Annotated in this window: 15 protein-coding genes and 1 pseudogene; 10 read left to right on the forward strand and 6 right to left on the reverse strand. The window is 62.6% G+C overall.

What is annotated here, in order from left to right; all coding sequences use genetic code 11:
* The first annotated feature begins 53 nt into the window (after window positions 1–53).
* Window positions 54–818 (forward strand): class II aldolase/adducin family protein, encoded by a 765-nt coding sequence (locus AC1DV9_RS17895; RefSeq protein WP_477949484.1) that lies wholly within the window; start codon window positions 54–56, stop codon window positions 816–818.
* 193 nt (window positions 819–1,011) lie between these two features.
* Window positions 1,012–1,761, forward strand: coding sequence for an IclR family transcriptional regulator (locus AC1DV9_RS17900; RefSeq protein ID WP_162698838.1), 750 nt, complete (start codon window positions 1,012–1,014; stop codon window positions 1,759–1,761).
* A gap of 29 nt (window positions 1,762–1,790) precedes the next feature.
* Here AC1DV9_RS17900 and AC1DV9_RS17905 read toward each other — a convergent pair whose 3' ends face one another.
* Window positions 1,791–3,401: an FAD-dependent monooxygenase gene (locus AC1DV9_RS17905; protein WP_477949486.1), complete on the reverse strand. Its 1,611-nt coding sequence runs from the start codon at window positions 3,399–3,401 to the stop codon at window positions 1,791–1,793.
* A 204-nt stretch (window positions 3,402–3,605) separates the two neighbouring features.
* Here AC1DV9_RS17905 and AC1DV9_RS17910 point away from each other — a divergent pair, with 204 nt between their 5' ends.
* The 4 genes from AC1DV9_RS17910 to AC1DV9_RS17925 all read left to right on the forward strand — a co-directional run bounded on the left by AC1DV9_RS17910 (window position 3,606) and on the right by AC1DV9_RS17925 (window position 7,888).
* On the forward strand, window positions 3,606–4,595 hold the full coding sequence (locus AC1DV9_RS17910; protein WP_477949488.1) for an ABC transporter substrate-binding protein: 990 nt from the start codon (window positions 3,606–3,608) through the stop codon (window positions 4,593–4,595).
* Entirely contained in the window at window positions 4,588–5,373 is a 786-nt protein-coding gene (locus AC1DV9_RS17915) for a class II aldolase/adducin family protein (RefSeq protein ID WP_477949490.1), read from the forward strand. Before AC1DV9_RS17910 ends, AC1DV9_RS17915 begins: the two co-directional genes overlap by 8 nt.
* 35 nt (window positions 5,374–5,408) lie before the next feature.
* Window positions 5,409–6,425 (forward strand): amidohydrolase family protein, encoded by a 1,017-nt coding sequence (locus tag AC1DV9_RS17920; RefSeq protein WP_477949492.1) that lies wholly within the window; start codon window positions 5,409–5,411, stop codon window positions 6,423–6,425.
* A 92-nt stretch (window positions 6,426–6,517) separates the two neighbouring features.
* On the forward strand, window positions 6,518–7,888 hold the full coding sequence (locus tag AC1DV9_RS17925; RefSeq protein WP_477949527.1) for an MFS transporter: 1,371 nt from the start codon (window positions 6,518–6,520) through the stop codon (window positions 7,886–7,888).
* Here AC1DV9_RS17925 and AC1DV9_RS17930 read toward each other — a convergent pair.
* A complete protein-coding gene (locus tag AC1DV9_RS17930) occupies window positions 7,876–8,799 on the reverse strand; it encodes an AraC family transcriptional regulator (RefSeq protein WP_477949494.1) in 924 nt (307 codons plus the stop codon). The genes AC1DV9_RS17925 and AC1DV9_RS17930 overlap by 13 nt on opposite strands.
* 89 nt (window positions 8,800–8,888) lie before the next feature.
* Here AC1DV9_RS17930 and AC1DV9_RS17935 point away from each other — a divergent pair, with 89 nt between their 5' ends.
* Window positions 8,889–9,713 (forward strand): SDR family oxidoreductase, encoded by an 825-nt coding sequence (locus tag AC1DV9_RS17935; RefSeq protein WP_477949495.1) that lies wholly within the window; start codon window positions 8,889–8,891, stop codon window positions 9,711–9,713.
* Between the two features lie 50 nt (window positions 9,714–9,763).
* On the opposite strand, the gene AC1DV9_RS17940 is transcribed toward AC1DV9_RS17935, so the two are convergent.
* From AC1DV9_RS17940 to AC1DV9_RS17950, 3 genes are all read right to left on the reverse strand, one after another.
* Window positions 9,764–10,192, reverse strand: a complete 429-nt coding sequence (locus AC1DV9_RS17940) for an SRPBCC family protein (RefSeq protein ID WP_477949497.1) — start codon at window positions 10,190–10,192, stop codon at window positions 9,764–9,766.
* Window positions 10,185–10,520 carry an ArsR/SmtB family transcription factor gene (locus tag AC1DV9_RS17945; protein WP_310294111.1) on the reverse strand — a complete coding sequence of 112 codons (336 nt, stop codon included), beginning with the start codon at window positions 10,518–10,520 and terminating at the stop codon, window positions 10,185–10,187. Before AC1DV9_RS17945 ends, AC1DV9_RS17940 begins: the two co-directional genes overlap by 8 nt.
* An 83-nt stretch (window positions 10,521–10,603) precedes the next feature.
* Window positions 10,604–10,819 (reverse strand): DUF1127 domain-containing protein, encoded by a 216-nt coding sequence (locus tag AC1DV9_RS17950; RefSeq protein ID WP_477949499.1) that lies wholly within the window; start codon window positions 10,817–10,819, stop codon window positions 10,604–10,606.
* A gap of 94 nt (window positions 10,820–10,913) precedes the next feature.
* Here AC1DV9_RS17950 and AC1DV9_RS17955 point away from each other — a divergent pair, with 94 nt between their 5' ends.
* Window positions 10,914–11,789 (forward strand): LysR family transcriptional regulator, encoded by an 876-nt coding sequence (locus tag AC1DV9_RS17955; RefSeq protein WP_477949501.1) that lies wholly within the window; start codon window positions 10,914–10,916, stop codon window positions 11,787–11,789.
* 6 nt (window positions 11,790–11,795) lie between these two features.
* Here AC1DV9_RS17955 and AC1DV9_RS17960 read toward each other — a convergent pair whose 3' ends face one another.
* Entirely contained in the window at window positions 11,796–12,191 is a 396-nt protein-coding gene (locus tag AC1DV9_RS17960) for a hypothetical protein (protein ID WP_477940491.1), read from the reverse strand.
* Window positions 12,192–12,428: 237 nt separating this feature from the next.
* Between AC1DV9_RS17960 and AC1DV9_RS17965 the strand changes: the two genes are divergently transcribed.
* Complete coding sequence (locus tag AC1DV9_RS17965; RefSeq protein ID WP_148194284.1) at window positions 12,429–12,749, forward strand: hypothetical protein; 321 nt, start codon at window positions 12,429–12,431, stop codon at window positions 12,747–12,749.
* Between the two features lie 121 nt (window positions 12,750–12,870).
* Window positions 12,871–13,038, forward strand: a pseudogene (locus tag AC1DV9_RS17970) (efflux transporter outer membrane subunit); the annotation flags it as partial.

Here is a 13,038-nt window from a genome sequence, read left to right on the forward strand (position 1 = left end):
AGATCATAAAAAGTCGTATAATGTGGGATTAATTAAAACGGGAGGAACCGGTCATGAAATCTCACAAGCACGCGGATGAGCAGCATTCCGATCTGTCGGAAAATACGCTGCGCCACGACGTCTCGATGGCGACGCGCCTGCTGAACAGCTTGAAGATCCTGGAGTATAGCGGCCATGTGAGCGCCCGCCTGCCCGGCGGCAACACGTTCCTGATCCAGCCGCAGGACAAGAGCCGCGCCGACGTCGCGCCGTCGGATCTGTTCGTCTGCGATCTCGATGGCAAGGTCGTCTCCGGTCCTGAAGGCTCCAAGCCACCGTCCGAAACTTTCCTTCATTGTGAGATTTATCGATCGCGCGCGGATGTGAACTCGGTCGCCCATTTCCACCACGACGTCACCAATGTCTTCACGCTGGTCGAGGACGTGCCGCTGCTGCCGGTCAAGAACCACGCGATCCGTTGGCGCAACGGCATTCCTGTACATTCCGACCCTGCCCATGTCGATACGCCCGAGCGCGGCCGCGGCATCGTCAAGACGCTCGGCGATTGTCACGCGATGCAAATCCGCGCCCATGGCCAGATCGTCACCGCCGAGACCGTCCGCGGCGTCTTCATCGACGCCGTCCATCTGGTCGAGAATGCCGAAGCCGCCTACCGCGCTGCGACACTCGGCAAGGTCAAGCCGCTGACCGAGGAGGAGATGGAATCCTTTGCCCATTCCTTCCGCCGCGGCCACCACGTCCGCAAACTCTGGAAATACTATGCGGGCGGCGCAATCCGCGACGGTCTCTTCCCCGAAGGCTGGAATACGGCGGCTTAGTCTGGGGGCCAGGGCCAGCGGATCGGAGCTCTTGGGTCGTGCTCCGGTCCGCGCGGACGTTGCCTGCGGGCCGATCATCGCTTTATAGTGAAGCACTTAGGGATGAGGCCGAGGCGGGATTCGATTTGCTGAAAGACTGGTTTGCCATTGGCGCAGGACGCCCTTCAGCGAGCGCGTGTTTGGAGATGCCAGCTTGAGCAGCCCGGAGAAATTGATCGGCCTGCTCGACCTCTTCGATGCCGGTGACGATGCGGTGGCGCTGAGCTTCGAAGAGCTTTGCGACACGCTCGGCTACACCCGCTCGACGCTCTACCGCTATCTGAAAATCCTGACGGATGCCGGTCTGCTGACCTCGCTTCCCGGCGTCGGCTACATGCTGGGACCGCGCATCGTCGAACTCGATTACAAGATCCGCACCGGCGACGTGCTGATCCGCGCCGCCCGTCCGATGATGGAAGAGCTTGCCGCCCGCTTCAAGGCCGTCGCCCTGCTTTGCCGCCGCTACAAGTTCGAGGTTCTCTGCGTCCATCAGGAAGTCGGCACCGAAGCCGTTCACAGCAATTATGACCGCGGCCGCCGCCGTTCGTTGCTGCATGGCGCCGCCTCGATCGCCATCCTCGACCATCTCCCGGATCATCAGCTGAGGAAATATTACGGCCTTGCCCAGGACGAGTTCCTGAAAGCAGGCTTCGGCGCCACGCTGCCGGAGGTGAAGGCGAAGTTCCGCCAGCATCGCGAACGCGGCTGGGTCAGCACCAGCGGCGACGTGACGCCCGGCGTCACAGGCGTTGCCGCCCCCGTCTTCGACGGCCGCTCCGAGATCATCGGCAGCCTCAGCCTGACGCTGCGCGACACGCAGATGCAGGCGAAGACGCTTGAGGATATCGCCGAACAGGTGGTGTTCTGCGCCGGTGTCGTCTCGAAGACTCTGGCGCGCACCTGATCCTTCTAAATGACCGGCACTGATCTTCGTCAGTGCCCGGTGACCATGGCCGCCAGCGCGGCGGCATCATCAGGGGCCGCCTTGCCGCGCCAGACGACATGCATGTCGGGGCGCACAAGCACCAGATCGTAGCCGTAGATATCGCGGGCAAGCTGCGAGGTGATGTCGAGCGTCTGATAGGGCACGCCCCTCGCCTTGAAGGCGCCTTCGATCCCTGACGTGTCGATCTGCGTTCCACCGAGCCGCAGCATCGTATAGCCCGCCCCGATCCGATCCTGCACCGGATCGTTGTCGCCGAGCCAGAGATGCGGCAGGCGGGCGCCCGGCCATGTCGTCGGGTGATATTCGCGGAAGAGGTGCTCCGGGCCACCGGGCTCGTCGGTGATGACGGGCGAGCTGACATAGCGGTAGCCGAGTTCGGCACCGATCATCTCGTTGGTCTTGCGCTGTTCGGTATCGGCGACACCAGCGAGATTGTCGCGCGTCGCCTGCCCTGCCGGCGTGTTGTCGCGAATATCGGGCCGATACTGCGAGCGCCACTTGCGGCGACCGAGCGAGGCATAGCGCGAGGCGCCGACATTGCGGTCGCCGACCTGACGGCGCTCGATTTCGTAGGAGCGCAAAAGGTTCGGCCCTCCCCATCCCTGCAGGGTGGCCGCCAGCTTCCAGCCGAGATCCACCGCATCGCCCACACCTGTGTTCATGCCGAGACCGCCCGTCGGGATCACCAGATGCGCGGCATCGCCGGCCAGGAAAACGCGGCCGGAGCCGTAATTGTCAGCAAGCAACAGGTTCTGCTTCCACTGCCCGACATAGAGCATCTGGTAATCGACGGGCGCACCGACCGCCTTCTCGAACTGGGCGGCCATGTCCTCGTCCTTCTCGACGACGGCATGCAGCGTCCAGTGTTTGGTCGAATCCTGCATGATGAGAAACGTCGCCTGACCATCTGCAACATGATAGTGCCGCCCGCGGCCGGGACCGTCGCCAAGAGGAATGCGATCATAGAGGTCTTCCGAATAGTAGAGCGCCTGGCGCAGATGCAGGAGATTGCCCTCGCCGCGCAGCTTGATGCCGATCTGCTTGCGCACCGGGCTCGCCCCGCCATCACAGCCGACGACATATTTGGCGCGATAGGTGACATCGCCATCCTTCGTCGTGGTCCGCGCCGTCACGCCACCCTCGTCCTGCTCCAGCGACAGGAATTCCGTGCCGTATCGCACGCTCACGGTCGGCAGCTCTTCTGCCACCGATTTCAACAGCGGCTCCAGCGTATATTGCGAAATCAGCTGGTAGGCTTCGAGCGGCTGGCTGGCATCCTCCGACTTGCGGATCTCCGCCAGCGCCTCGTTGACGGAGGGATATGGCAGCCGCAGCAGCGGGGGCTCGTTCATGGCGAGAACGACATAGACATCCATCGGCACCGACGCATCGAGGCCCGCGTTGCGGATCTTCTCGGAGAGGCCCATCCGGCGGAAGATTTCCATGGTGCGCGCGTTGCAGCGCTCCATCTTCGGCAGGAATTCCGGTGCCTCCTTCTTCTCGATCAGCGTGCAGCGCACGCCCTTCTGCCCGAGGTCGATAGCCAGCGTCAGCCCGACCGGGCCCGCACCGACAATGAGAACATCCGTCTGTTCCATGCGCTCCATCCCTTCGCCGCCCTCCAACCCGGCAGCATTCGCCTTCATTTACGTCGAGTTCGAAACAAGCGTCAATTGATTTCTTAAAAAATCCCACAATGCAGGAATAATTAAAAAATGACTGGACAGGCGATTGCTGTTCTGCGCATGCTTGCCTTAAATGATGGCGCGGCGACTTTGCCGGGCGGCTCTGGGAGAAGTTCAGTGACGAAAAAGGTGGAGCTGACGCTCGCTTGCGGTGACTACGAGATCATCCGCGCGCTGAAGGAAGGAGTGGTGAAACCCGACGGGATCGAGCTGACGATCCTGACCGAGATGGATTCCACCACCCGCCACTGGCGCTTCCTGCGCAACGGCGAATTCGACGTCGCCGAGGTCTCGCTGTCGTCCTATATGGCCGCCAAGACCCGCGACCTGCCCTTCGATGCGATCCCGGTCTTCCTGCACCGCCGCTTCCGCCATGGCTTCATCTTCACCAATACCGCCGCAGGCATCCGCGAACCGAAGGATCTGATCGGCCGAAAGGTCGGCGTGAAAAGCTATCAGGTGACCGCATCGCTCTGGCTGCGCGGCCTGCTGGAGAGCGAATATGGCGTGCCGCACCAGTCGATCGACTGGTATTCGGAGCTCGACGAGGACGTAGATTTCAAGGTGCCTTCGGGCCTGAAGCTGCACAAGATCGGCGAGGACAAGTCGATCGAGCAGATGCTCGTCGATGGCGAGATCGACGCCCTGCTGCATCCCGATCTGATCGCCCCGATCAAGAAGCGCGACCCGCGCGTCGGCCGGCTGTTCCCCGACTACAAGGCCGAGGAGATCGCCTATTACGAGCGCACCGGCATCTTCCCGATCATGCATGTCATGGGCATCCGGCCGGAGATCGTCGCCCGCCACCCCTGGGTGCCGATCAATCTCTATATCGCCTTCGAGGAGGCCAAGCAGATCGCCATGAAGCGCATGGAAAACCCGCGCATCGTGCCGCTCGCCTGGTATCGCGAGGCCTGGGAGGAACAGCAGGCGATCATGGGTGACGATCCCTGGGCCTACGGTCTCGAAGGGCAAAACGGCAAAACGCTGGAAACCGTCATCGGCTACGCCCACCAGCAGGGGCTGATCGACCGCAAGGTCGCTCCCTCGGAGCTCTTCCTCGACATTTCGCAGGGCCGCAAACGCGGCGACAAGCACCGTGTGTAGCGCCTGCGACGGCAGCAGCGCCGCATTCGAACCGGCCTGGTCCGGCAGCGGCATCCGCTGCGACAATTCCTCGGAGAACAAGACGATGCATGAAGATCTGAAGCAGCGGATGATCGAGGCCGGCCGCATTCTGGAAGCTGCCGGTCAGGGCGACTGGACCCGCGGCCACGTCTCGATCCGCGTTCCCGATCAGCCCGACCGCTTCTACATGAAGCCGTCGAAATTCGGCCTCGAGGAAATCACCCTCGACAACATCATCACCGTCGATCTCGACGGTGAGAAGGTCGATGGCGAGTTCGGCCGCCACAACGAGGTCTATATCCATTCCGAGGTGCTGCGCGCACGGCCGGATCTGAATGCCGTCGTCCACACCCACGCGCCTTATGCCACCGCCTTCTCGGCGCTCGGCAAGCCGCTGCAGCCGGTCGGCCACCCGGGCTCGATCTTCGCCGAGGGCCTGCCCGTGTTCTCCGAGACCACGGAGTTGATCACCACCGCCGAGCGCGGCAAGGCGGTCGCCGCCTGCCTCGGCGAGCATGGCGCCATGCTTCTGCAGAACCACGGCATCGTCACCGCCGCCCCCACCATCGAACAGGCGATCTATCTGGCGCTGTCGCTGGAAAACGCCTGCATGATGCAGCTGTGGGTCGAGGCGGCCGGAGGCGCCAAGGCGCTCGGCAAGCCAGAGGATATCAAGGCCAAGCGCAAGCACATGTTCCGCGACGAGATGTTCAAGGCGACCTTCGCCTATCTCGTCCGCCGCCTGAAGCGCGGCTGAGGCGGCCAGACATAGACGACTGAGGAGGAGTCTCAATGTATTATATCGACGCGTTCAACCATTTCTTCCCGAAGGCGCTCTGGGAGCGCATCCAGAAGCTCGACGGCGCCGGCAAGGATATCGGCCGCCGCATGCAGGGCGTACCCTGCATCTACGATCTCGAAACCCGCTTCCGCGTCATGGACGAATTTCCTGACTACCGGCAGATCATCTCGCTCGGCATGCCGCCGCTGGAAGCCATGGGCGGCCCGGAACTCGCCACCGAATTTGCCCGCATCGCTAATGACGGCCAGGCCGAGCTCGTCGAGAAATATCCGGAGCGCTTCGCCGGCTTCGTCGCCGCCCTGCCTATGAATGCGCCCGACGCTGCCGTTCGCGAGGCCGAGCGCGCCTTCACCGAACTCGGCGCCAACGGCTTGCAGATCCACACTAACGTCAACGGCGCGCCGCTTGACGAGGAGCGCTTCTTCCCGATCTTCGAAGTCGCTGCAAAGCATAACAAGCCGGTGCTGCTGCACCCCTCGCGCAATTCCTCGATGACCGACTACGCCACCGAGGACAAGTCGAAGTACGAGATCTGGTGGACCTTCGGCTGGCCCTATGAAACCAGCGCTGCCATGGCTCGTCTGGTCTTCTCCGGCTTCATGGACCGCCTGCCCAACCTGAAGGTTCTCGCCCACCACATGGGCGCCATGGTGCCCTATTTCGAAGGACGCGTCGGCCCGGGCTGGGACCAGCTCGGCAAGCGCACCACGGATGAGGACCTGACGCTGGTGCTGAAGCGCCTGAAGAAGCGCCCGCTCGATTACTTCAAGGATTTCTACGCCGACACCGCCGTCTTTGGCTCGAAGGCAGCCACCATCTGCGGCCTGGAATTCTACGGCAGCGATCGCATCCTCTTCGCCTCGGATTCGCCCTTCGACCCGGAAAAGGGTCCAGGCTATATCCGCGACACGCTGAAGATCCTGAATTCGCTCGATCTTCCCAAGGAAGACATGGAAAAGATCTGCTTCCGCAATGCCGAGGCCCTGTTCGGGCTGAAGGGCAGATAACCTGCGAGAAGTTGAACTGGTGCGCGGCCGCAATGCGTCCTATAACGGCCGCGCATCATTGACCGGACCTGCCCTTGCCCCGCCTTACGCCGATCATTCTCGCCATCGCCCTGTTCATGGAGCGCATGGATTCGACGATCATCGCCACCAGCCTTCCGGCGATCGCCGCCGATATCGGTACATCGCCGATCGCGCTGAAGCTGGCCGTCACCAGCTACCTCGTGGCACTCGCCGTCTTCATCCCGATCAGCGGCTGGATGGCCGATCGCTTCGGCGCGCTGAACATCTTTCGCATCGCCATCGGCGTCTTCATGATCGGCTCGATCGGCTGCGCCTTCTCCGGCTCGATCGGCGCCTTCGTCTTCTGGCGGCTGGTGCAGGGCGCCGGCGGCTCGATGATGACGCCCGTCAGCCGGCTGCTGCTGGTGCGCGGCACGCCGAAGCATCAACTGGTCGATGTGCTGGCCTGGCTCACCATCCCCGCCCTCGTCGGCCCGATCCTCGGCCCGCCGGTCGGCGGCTTCTTCACCACCTATCTCAGCTGGCACTGGATCTTCTGGATCAACGTGCCGATCGGCATTGCCGACACCATCCTCGTCACCAAGCTATTGCCGCCGGTCGAAGCGCGGGAGCCGAAGCCGCTGGATTTCACCGGCTTCTTTCTCTCGGGCATCGGCTTCAGCGCCTTCGTCTTCGGCATTTCCGTCATCAGCCTACCGGCGCTGCCGATGTACTATGGCTACACGACGATCGCGGTCGGCATCCTGATGGGCATCGCCTATCTCTGGCATGCCAAGCGCACCGAGCATCCGCTGCTCGACCCGCGGATGTTCCGCTATCCGATCTTCCGCGCTTCCATCATCGGCGCCTCGAATTTCCGCATGGGGCTCGGCGCCCTTCCCTTCCTGATGCCGCTGATGCTGCAGCTCGGCTTCGGGCTGACGCCCTTCCAGTCGGGCATGGTGACCTTCATCACCGCGGTGGGATCGCTGAGCTCGAAATTCGGCGCCGCCCGCACCTTCGCGCGCTTCGGCTTCCGCCGCATCCTGATCGTCACCACCTTCATCTCCGCCATCCTGCTCGGCATCAACGCGCTGTTTCACCCGGGCACGCCGATGTGGCTGATCATGGGCTGCCTGCTGATCGGCGGCATCCTCCGCTCGATGGCCTTTTCCGGCATCAGCGCCATGTCCTTCGGCGATGTCGAAGAGGCCGATACCGGTCAGGCAACCGCGATCAACGCGGTGGCGCAGCGCGTCTCGATGGCCATGGGCGTCGCGGTAGCTGGCGCCTCGCTCGACATATCAAGCAGCCTGCATGGCGGCGGCCTTCTGCTCTCGGATTTCCACATCGCCTTCGTGGTCGTCGGCCTGGTATCGGCTTCCAGCGTCGTCACCTTCTGGCGCCTGCCGCCACAGGCTGGCGACGACCTCGTCCGCCGCCGCCCGCGTCACGCCGATTGAGCTGATCTATCTCCTACCGCACGGCCGAATTCTCGCGGTGAACAGCCGTTGTGACGGCGAAATGCAGTGCTGAAAGCGCTTGCCGATTCATAACCGATGTCGCCGGCCAGCCGCTCAAGGCTGATATCGCCGCGGCTCAGCGCATCGCGCGCCAGCGCCATTCGCCATTGCGCGAGATAGTCGATCGGCGTCGTGCCGAGCGCTTCGGCAAAGCGGACAGCAAAGGCCGAGCGCGACATGCCGGCGAGCTTCGCCAGCCCTTCGACCGTCCAGCGCTCCCTGACATCGGCATGCATCGCCCGCAAAGCACGGGCGAGCGAGGGATCACGCATCGAACGCAGCATTCCCGATGTCACCGGCCCGGCATCCATGCCGCCGCCCCAACGCAGCGCCTCGACCAGCATCACCTCCAGCAGCCGCTCGACCACCGGTTCGCGGCCCGGCCGGTCGGCCATGCTCTCTTCCATGATCAGCGCGATGATGCGCTTCAGCCGGTCGGCCTCGCCCTCATCGGCACGGATATGGATGATCCCGGGCAGCAGTGCCAGCAGCAGCCCGGCATTGACCGGCTCGATCTGGAAGCCGCCGCCGAGCATCCGGAAATCCGCCTCGCCTTCCGCCTCGCCATGCCGCACCGGCTGATCGGTGGGTTCGCGCGGCAGCCGCTCTGCCTCGGCATGACTGAACAGCGAGAACGCCGGCGTCGATGGAATGAGAATGAAATCGCCGGCGGCAAGCCGGGTCGGCGCTTCCTCGTCAAACTGAAGAAAGCAGGTCCCCTCGAGCACGATGGCAAATCCGGGCGCCCCGTAGGGACGATAGCACGCGCCCCATCTGCCGCGGCCGGTGATCGGCTTGGAGACGGCCGCATGCGGCCGAAGCAGACCGATAAGGTCACTGAAAGGATCCATGATGGACGATCTACAATGTTTTATGGAGTTTTGATTATAGATCGTCTCCTTGATTTGTCTATGCTCCCTGACAACGAAAGGAGCCTGACATGGCCAAGACGATGATGATCACAGGAAGCTCGACAGGATACGGAAAGGCAGCAGCAGAGTTCTTCCTCGACAAGGGATGGAACGTGCTGGCGACGATGCGGCAACCGGAAAAGGCGGTCTTTGCGGATAAAACCGGCCGCCTCAAGGTCCTGCCGCTCGATATTACCAGCGAAGACAGCATCCGCGCGGCGATCGCCGCCGGTGTGGAAGCTTTCGGCGCCATCGATGCCTTCGTCAACAATGCCGGGATCGGCCTCGCCTCAGCCTTTGAGGCAACACCAGATGCGGTCACCCGCGAAATCTTCGAGACCAACAGCTTCGGTGTCTTCACCGCCTGCCGCGCCATCATCCCCGTCATGCGCCGACAGGGCGGCGGCACGATCATCAACGTCACATCGAGTGCCGGCATCGGCCCGATGCCGATGGTCGCCGTCTACTGCGCCAGCAAATGGGCGGTCGAGGGCTTTACTGAATCGCTCGCCTACGAACTCGAACCCTTCGGCATCAACGCTCGCCTCGTCGAACCCGGCTATGCGCCGACAACGAGCTTCACTGCCAATAGCGGCGACCGCATGAACGGCCTGATCCCGGATGACTACGGCGCCTATGCGCAGACCTATTTCCAGAAGATGGCAAACTACCCGACGCCCTACTGCACCGAGCGGGAAGTGGCCGAGGCGATCTTTGCGGCGGCGACGGACGAGGCAAGGCAAGTGCGATACCTGGCCGGAGCCGATACCAGGATGGTCGCCGATCTCCGCTGGACGACATCAGACGCCCACTACACTGAGACCATGCGCAAGACCTTCAGCCCGCAAGGCTGAGAGGATGGAAAGCATGGCCGCCGCAGCCGACGAGCGCGGCGGCCCTCACATCAGGCGATGATGCCCTGCAGATTATCGAGGATCGCATTCCAGCCGCCGCGGTGGCCGTCGCGGGCCTCTTCGCTGCGGAATTTCACCTGCTTCAGTGTGATTTCGGTGGTGTTGGCATCGACCTCGGCGAGATCGATGGTCACCACGCTGTCGTCGAGCGAATAGGGCGACTCCCAGGTGAATGCGAGGCGCGCGTGCGGATCGATCTCCAGATAGGTGCCGGCATGCGGGATTTCGCGCTCGGCGGTCTTCATCACGATCGAGAAGCGGCCGCCCTTCACCGGGTCGTTCGACACCTTCGATACACCGCTGCCGCCGGTCGGCGTGCGCATGAACTGCGCCAGGATTTCCGGCGAGAGCCAGGCGTTGAAAACCTTCTGGCGGGGCGCTGCGATCTTGCGGTTGATTGTCAGTTCCAGTTCACTCATGTCCGTCATCCTTTGAAACTAGAATAGCCTCCAGCGCCGACAGGCGCAGGTCCCAGATGGACTTCAGTTGCGCGAACCAGCCCTCAGTCAGCTTTAGTGGTTCGAGCTCCGCGGCCATGAAATGCTCACGGCCGACAGTCCTGCGGGTCACAAGTCCCGCCTCCTCCAAGACCTTGATATGCTTGGAGACGGCATTCAGGGACATGTCGAAATGAGCGGCAAGCGAAGTCACTCTCAGCGCCCCTTCCTGAACAAGAAGCGTAAGGATCTGCCGCCGCGTGGTGTCACCCGCGGCCTTCAGAATACGTGACAGAGCGTCGTCGTCCATTTATTCACCCGTATGGTTGAATATACAAAATTCGAATCGATAGTCAACCATATGGGTGAATGTTTTCGCGCGAGGCAAGAGCGTCAGTCCCAGAACCACGACTTTCGCACCTCGGCGCGGGCGGCCTCGCGGGTCATGCCGATATCGCTAAGCTCACCGGCCGAAAGCTCAAGCAGGTTTCTGCGCGTGCGGCGCTTTTCCAGCCAATGCCTCAACGCCGCTACCAGCCCGTCAGGCGCCAGCCTCCATCGCCCCGCGTCCGCCCGTCGTCCGGCGCTCTCTTCAGTCTCGATCGTCATGCCAGTCTCCTGCCGTTTTGAAGGCGCGAGGATGGACTGGCAGGAACAGTGAAAGAAGCTTATCGTTGTTATGCAATGCATAAGGATTTCTTTGATGATCAATCTCGATCAGCTGGCCGCCTTCGTCAGCGTCGCCGAATTGGGCAGCTTCACGGCGGCCGCTGACCGCGCCGGGGTCACGCAGCCGGCCGTCAGCCTGCAGATCAAGCTGCTGGAACAGCGATTGGGCGTGCGGCTGATCGAACGTGTGGGACGCCGCGCCCAGCCTTCGGCCGCGGGCGCCGAATTCCTCGCCCATGCGCGAAAAATCATCGAGCAATGCGATACGGCGCTCGATGCGATGGCGCCCTACCGGCAGGGAGCAGCGGGCCGTGTCCGGATCGGCAGCGGCGGCACCGCCTCCATCCATCTGCTGCCCCGCGCAATCGCCGCCGCCAAGAAGCGCATGCCGGGCCTCGAGATCACCGTGAAGATCGGCAATACCGACGAAATCCTTCGCGATCTGGAATCCAACGCGCTCGACCTCGCCGTCGTCACCCTGCCCGCCACGGCGCGATCGCTGGAAGTCGAGATATTCTACGAGGACGAGCTTCTGGCCGTCGCCCCGCGCGGCAGCGACATGCCGGAAGGCGGTCCTGATGCCACTTTCCTGCAGCAGAAGGTGATGATGCTCTATGACGGCGGCAATACCCGCCAGGCGACGGACAAATGGTTTGCCGATGCAGGCATCCGTGCTCAGCCGGTCATGGAATTCGGCAGCGTCGAGGCGATCAAGGAACTGGTGGCGGCCGGTCTCGGCTGGTCGGTGCTTCCGTCGCTGGCGCTGCGCCGCGATCGCGCCGGCTATCTCGCAACGTCGCCAGTGAAACCGCGACTGGTCCGCCAGCTCGGCATCGTCATGCGCCGCGACAAGCACCTGACCCGCGGCCTGCGCGAAATCGTCAAATGCCTGCGCGACTTCAAGGACTGATGGCGACTATTTCTCGGCTTTGGAGAGAACGAACGGTACGACCGCCGTCAAGATGGCGGCGACCGGTGCGTTGCGCAGCATGCGCCCGAACACATAGGTTCCGGCCATCGCGCCCGCGAGCTTCAGCCACGGATAGTCACCGAGCTGGTCATGGGCGCTTCTGTCGGCCCATTCCAGATTGTTGCGCACCACGGCCGCACTCTGTTCCTTGATCACCGAAAGGCGCGCCCGCAGTGCTTCCAGCTCTGCCTGCAGCCGGTGAAGATCAGCCTCAAGGGCCGCGTCTTCTTCCGGATTGTCCCGGACGAAATCATCGGCCATCGCCTCCGCTTCCATCTCGGCCAGATGCGCCTGAAGGTCCGCTTCGGTTGCGTCTGCTCCGGGCCGTGATCTGTCTGGCATCTGTCTCTCCTGCGTTTGCGGTCTCTACCCACTGCTGCTGAAGACCGAAACTCCCCGACAGGCGAAAAGTTTCGCGAAGATCGGGCGCTCACCGCTTTTCAGCGAAATCCGGCTGTTTTTCTACCCCGCTTGGCACCTGCGGAGGCGCGCGACCTACATCCGGCAGTGGATTCTAATCCTAATTGGCAGGTTGATATGGTGGGGTGCGGCTGACGTTATAGGCTCATGAGGTTTGTGTTGATTTATATCGTAGCGTGCGTAACGGTGAGCCTGGCAACGGGGTTCGTCATCTATCCATTTTTCGCGCCGCCGCTCGACCCGGTAACCAGACTGTCCGCAACCGGCACAGTCAACCTCGCTCCAAAGACGACAGCAAAGACATTCCGCGTCCGCCAAAGCTGCGTGGCGCCGACCGAATGCGCCGCCTACGCATCCTCCGAAAGCCTTGCCGATCTGCTGGCAGCACGCTTCCCGTCGGCCGATATGCATGCCGTTCCTCCACAGCCGCCGCTCGAGCTCGACGGCAGAACCGGGCGTCATGAGGAGAAGGCGCTGTGACGCCTCATTCGGCCGCATCGCGCAAAATCAACCATCCATTAACCATAATTAGGCATCGTCGATATAAACACGGAGAGGGCCGTTGAAGCATCAGACGATAATCGCGCGGGTTGCAGCATGCATGCTGATGTCTTCCGCACTGGCCGGCTGCGTGAGCGGTCCGGATCATGTCCCCCCGGAGATGCCGCTTCCCGCGAAGTTCGGTGAAGGCGGGGTCAAGAGCAATGGTGATGTTGCGACCGCCCAGTGGTGGACGGCCTATCGCGATCAGCGGCTGAATTCGCTGGTG

The organism is Rhizobium sp. 01L410, assembly GCF_056400165.1.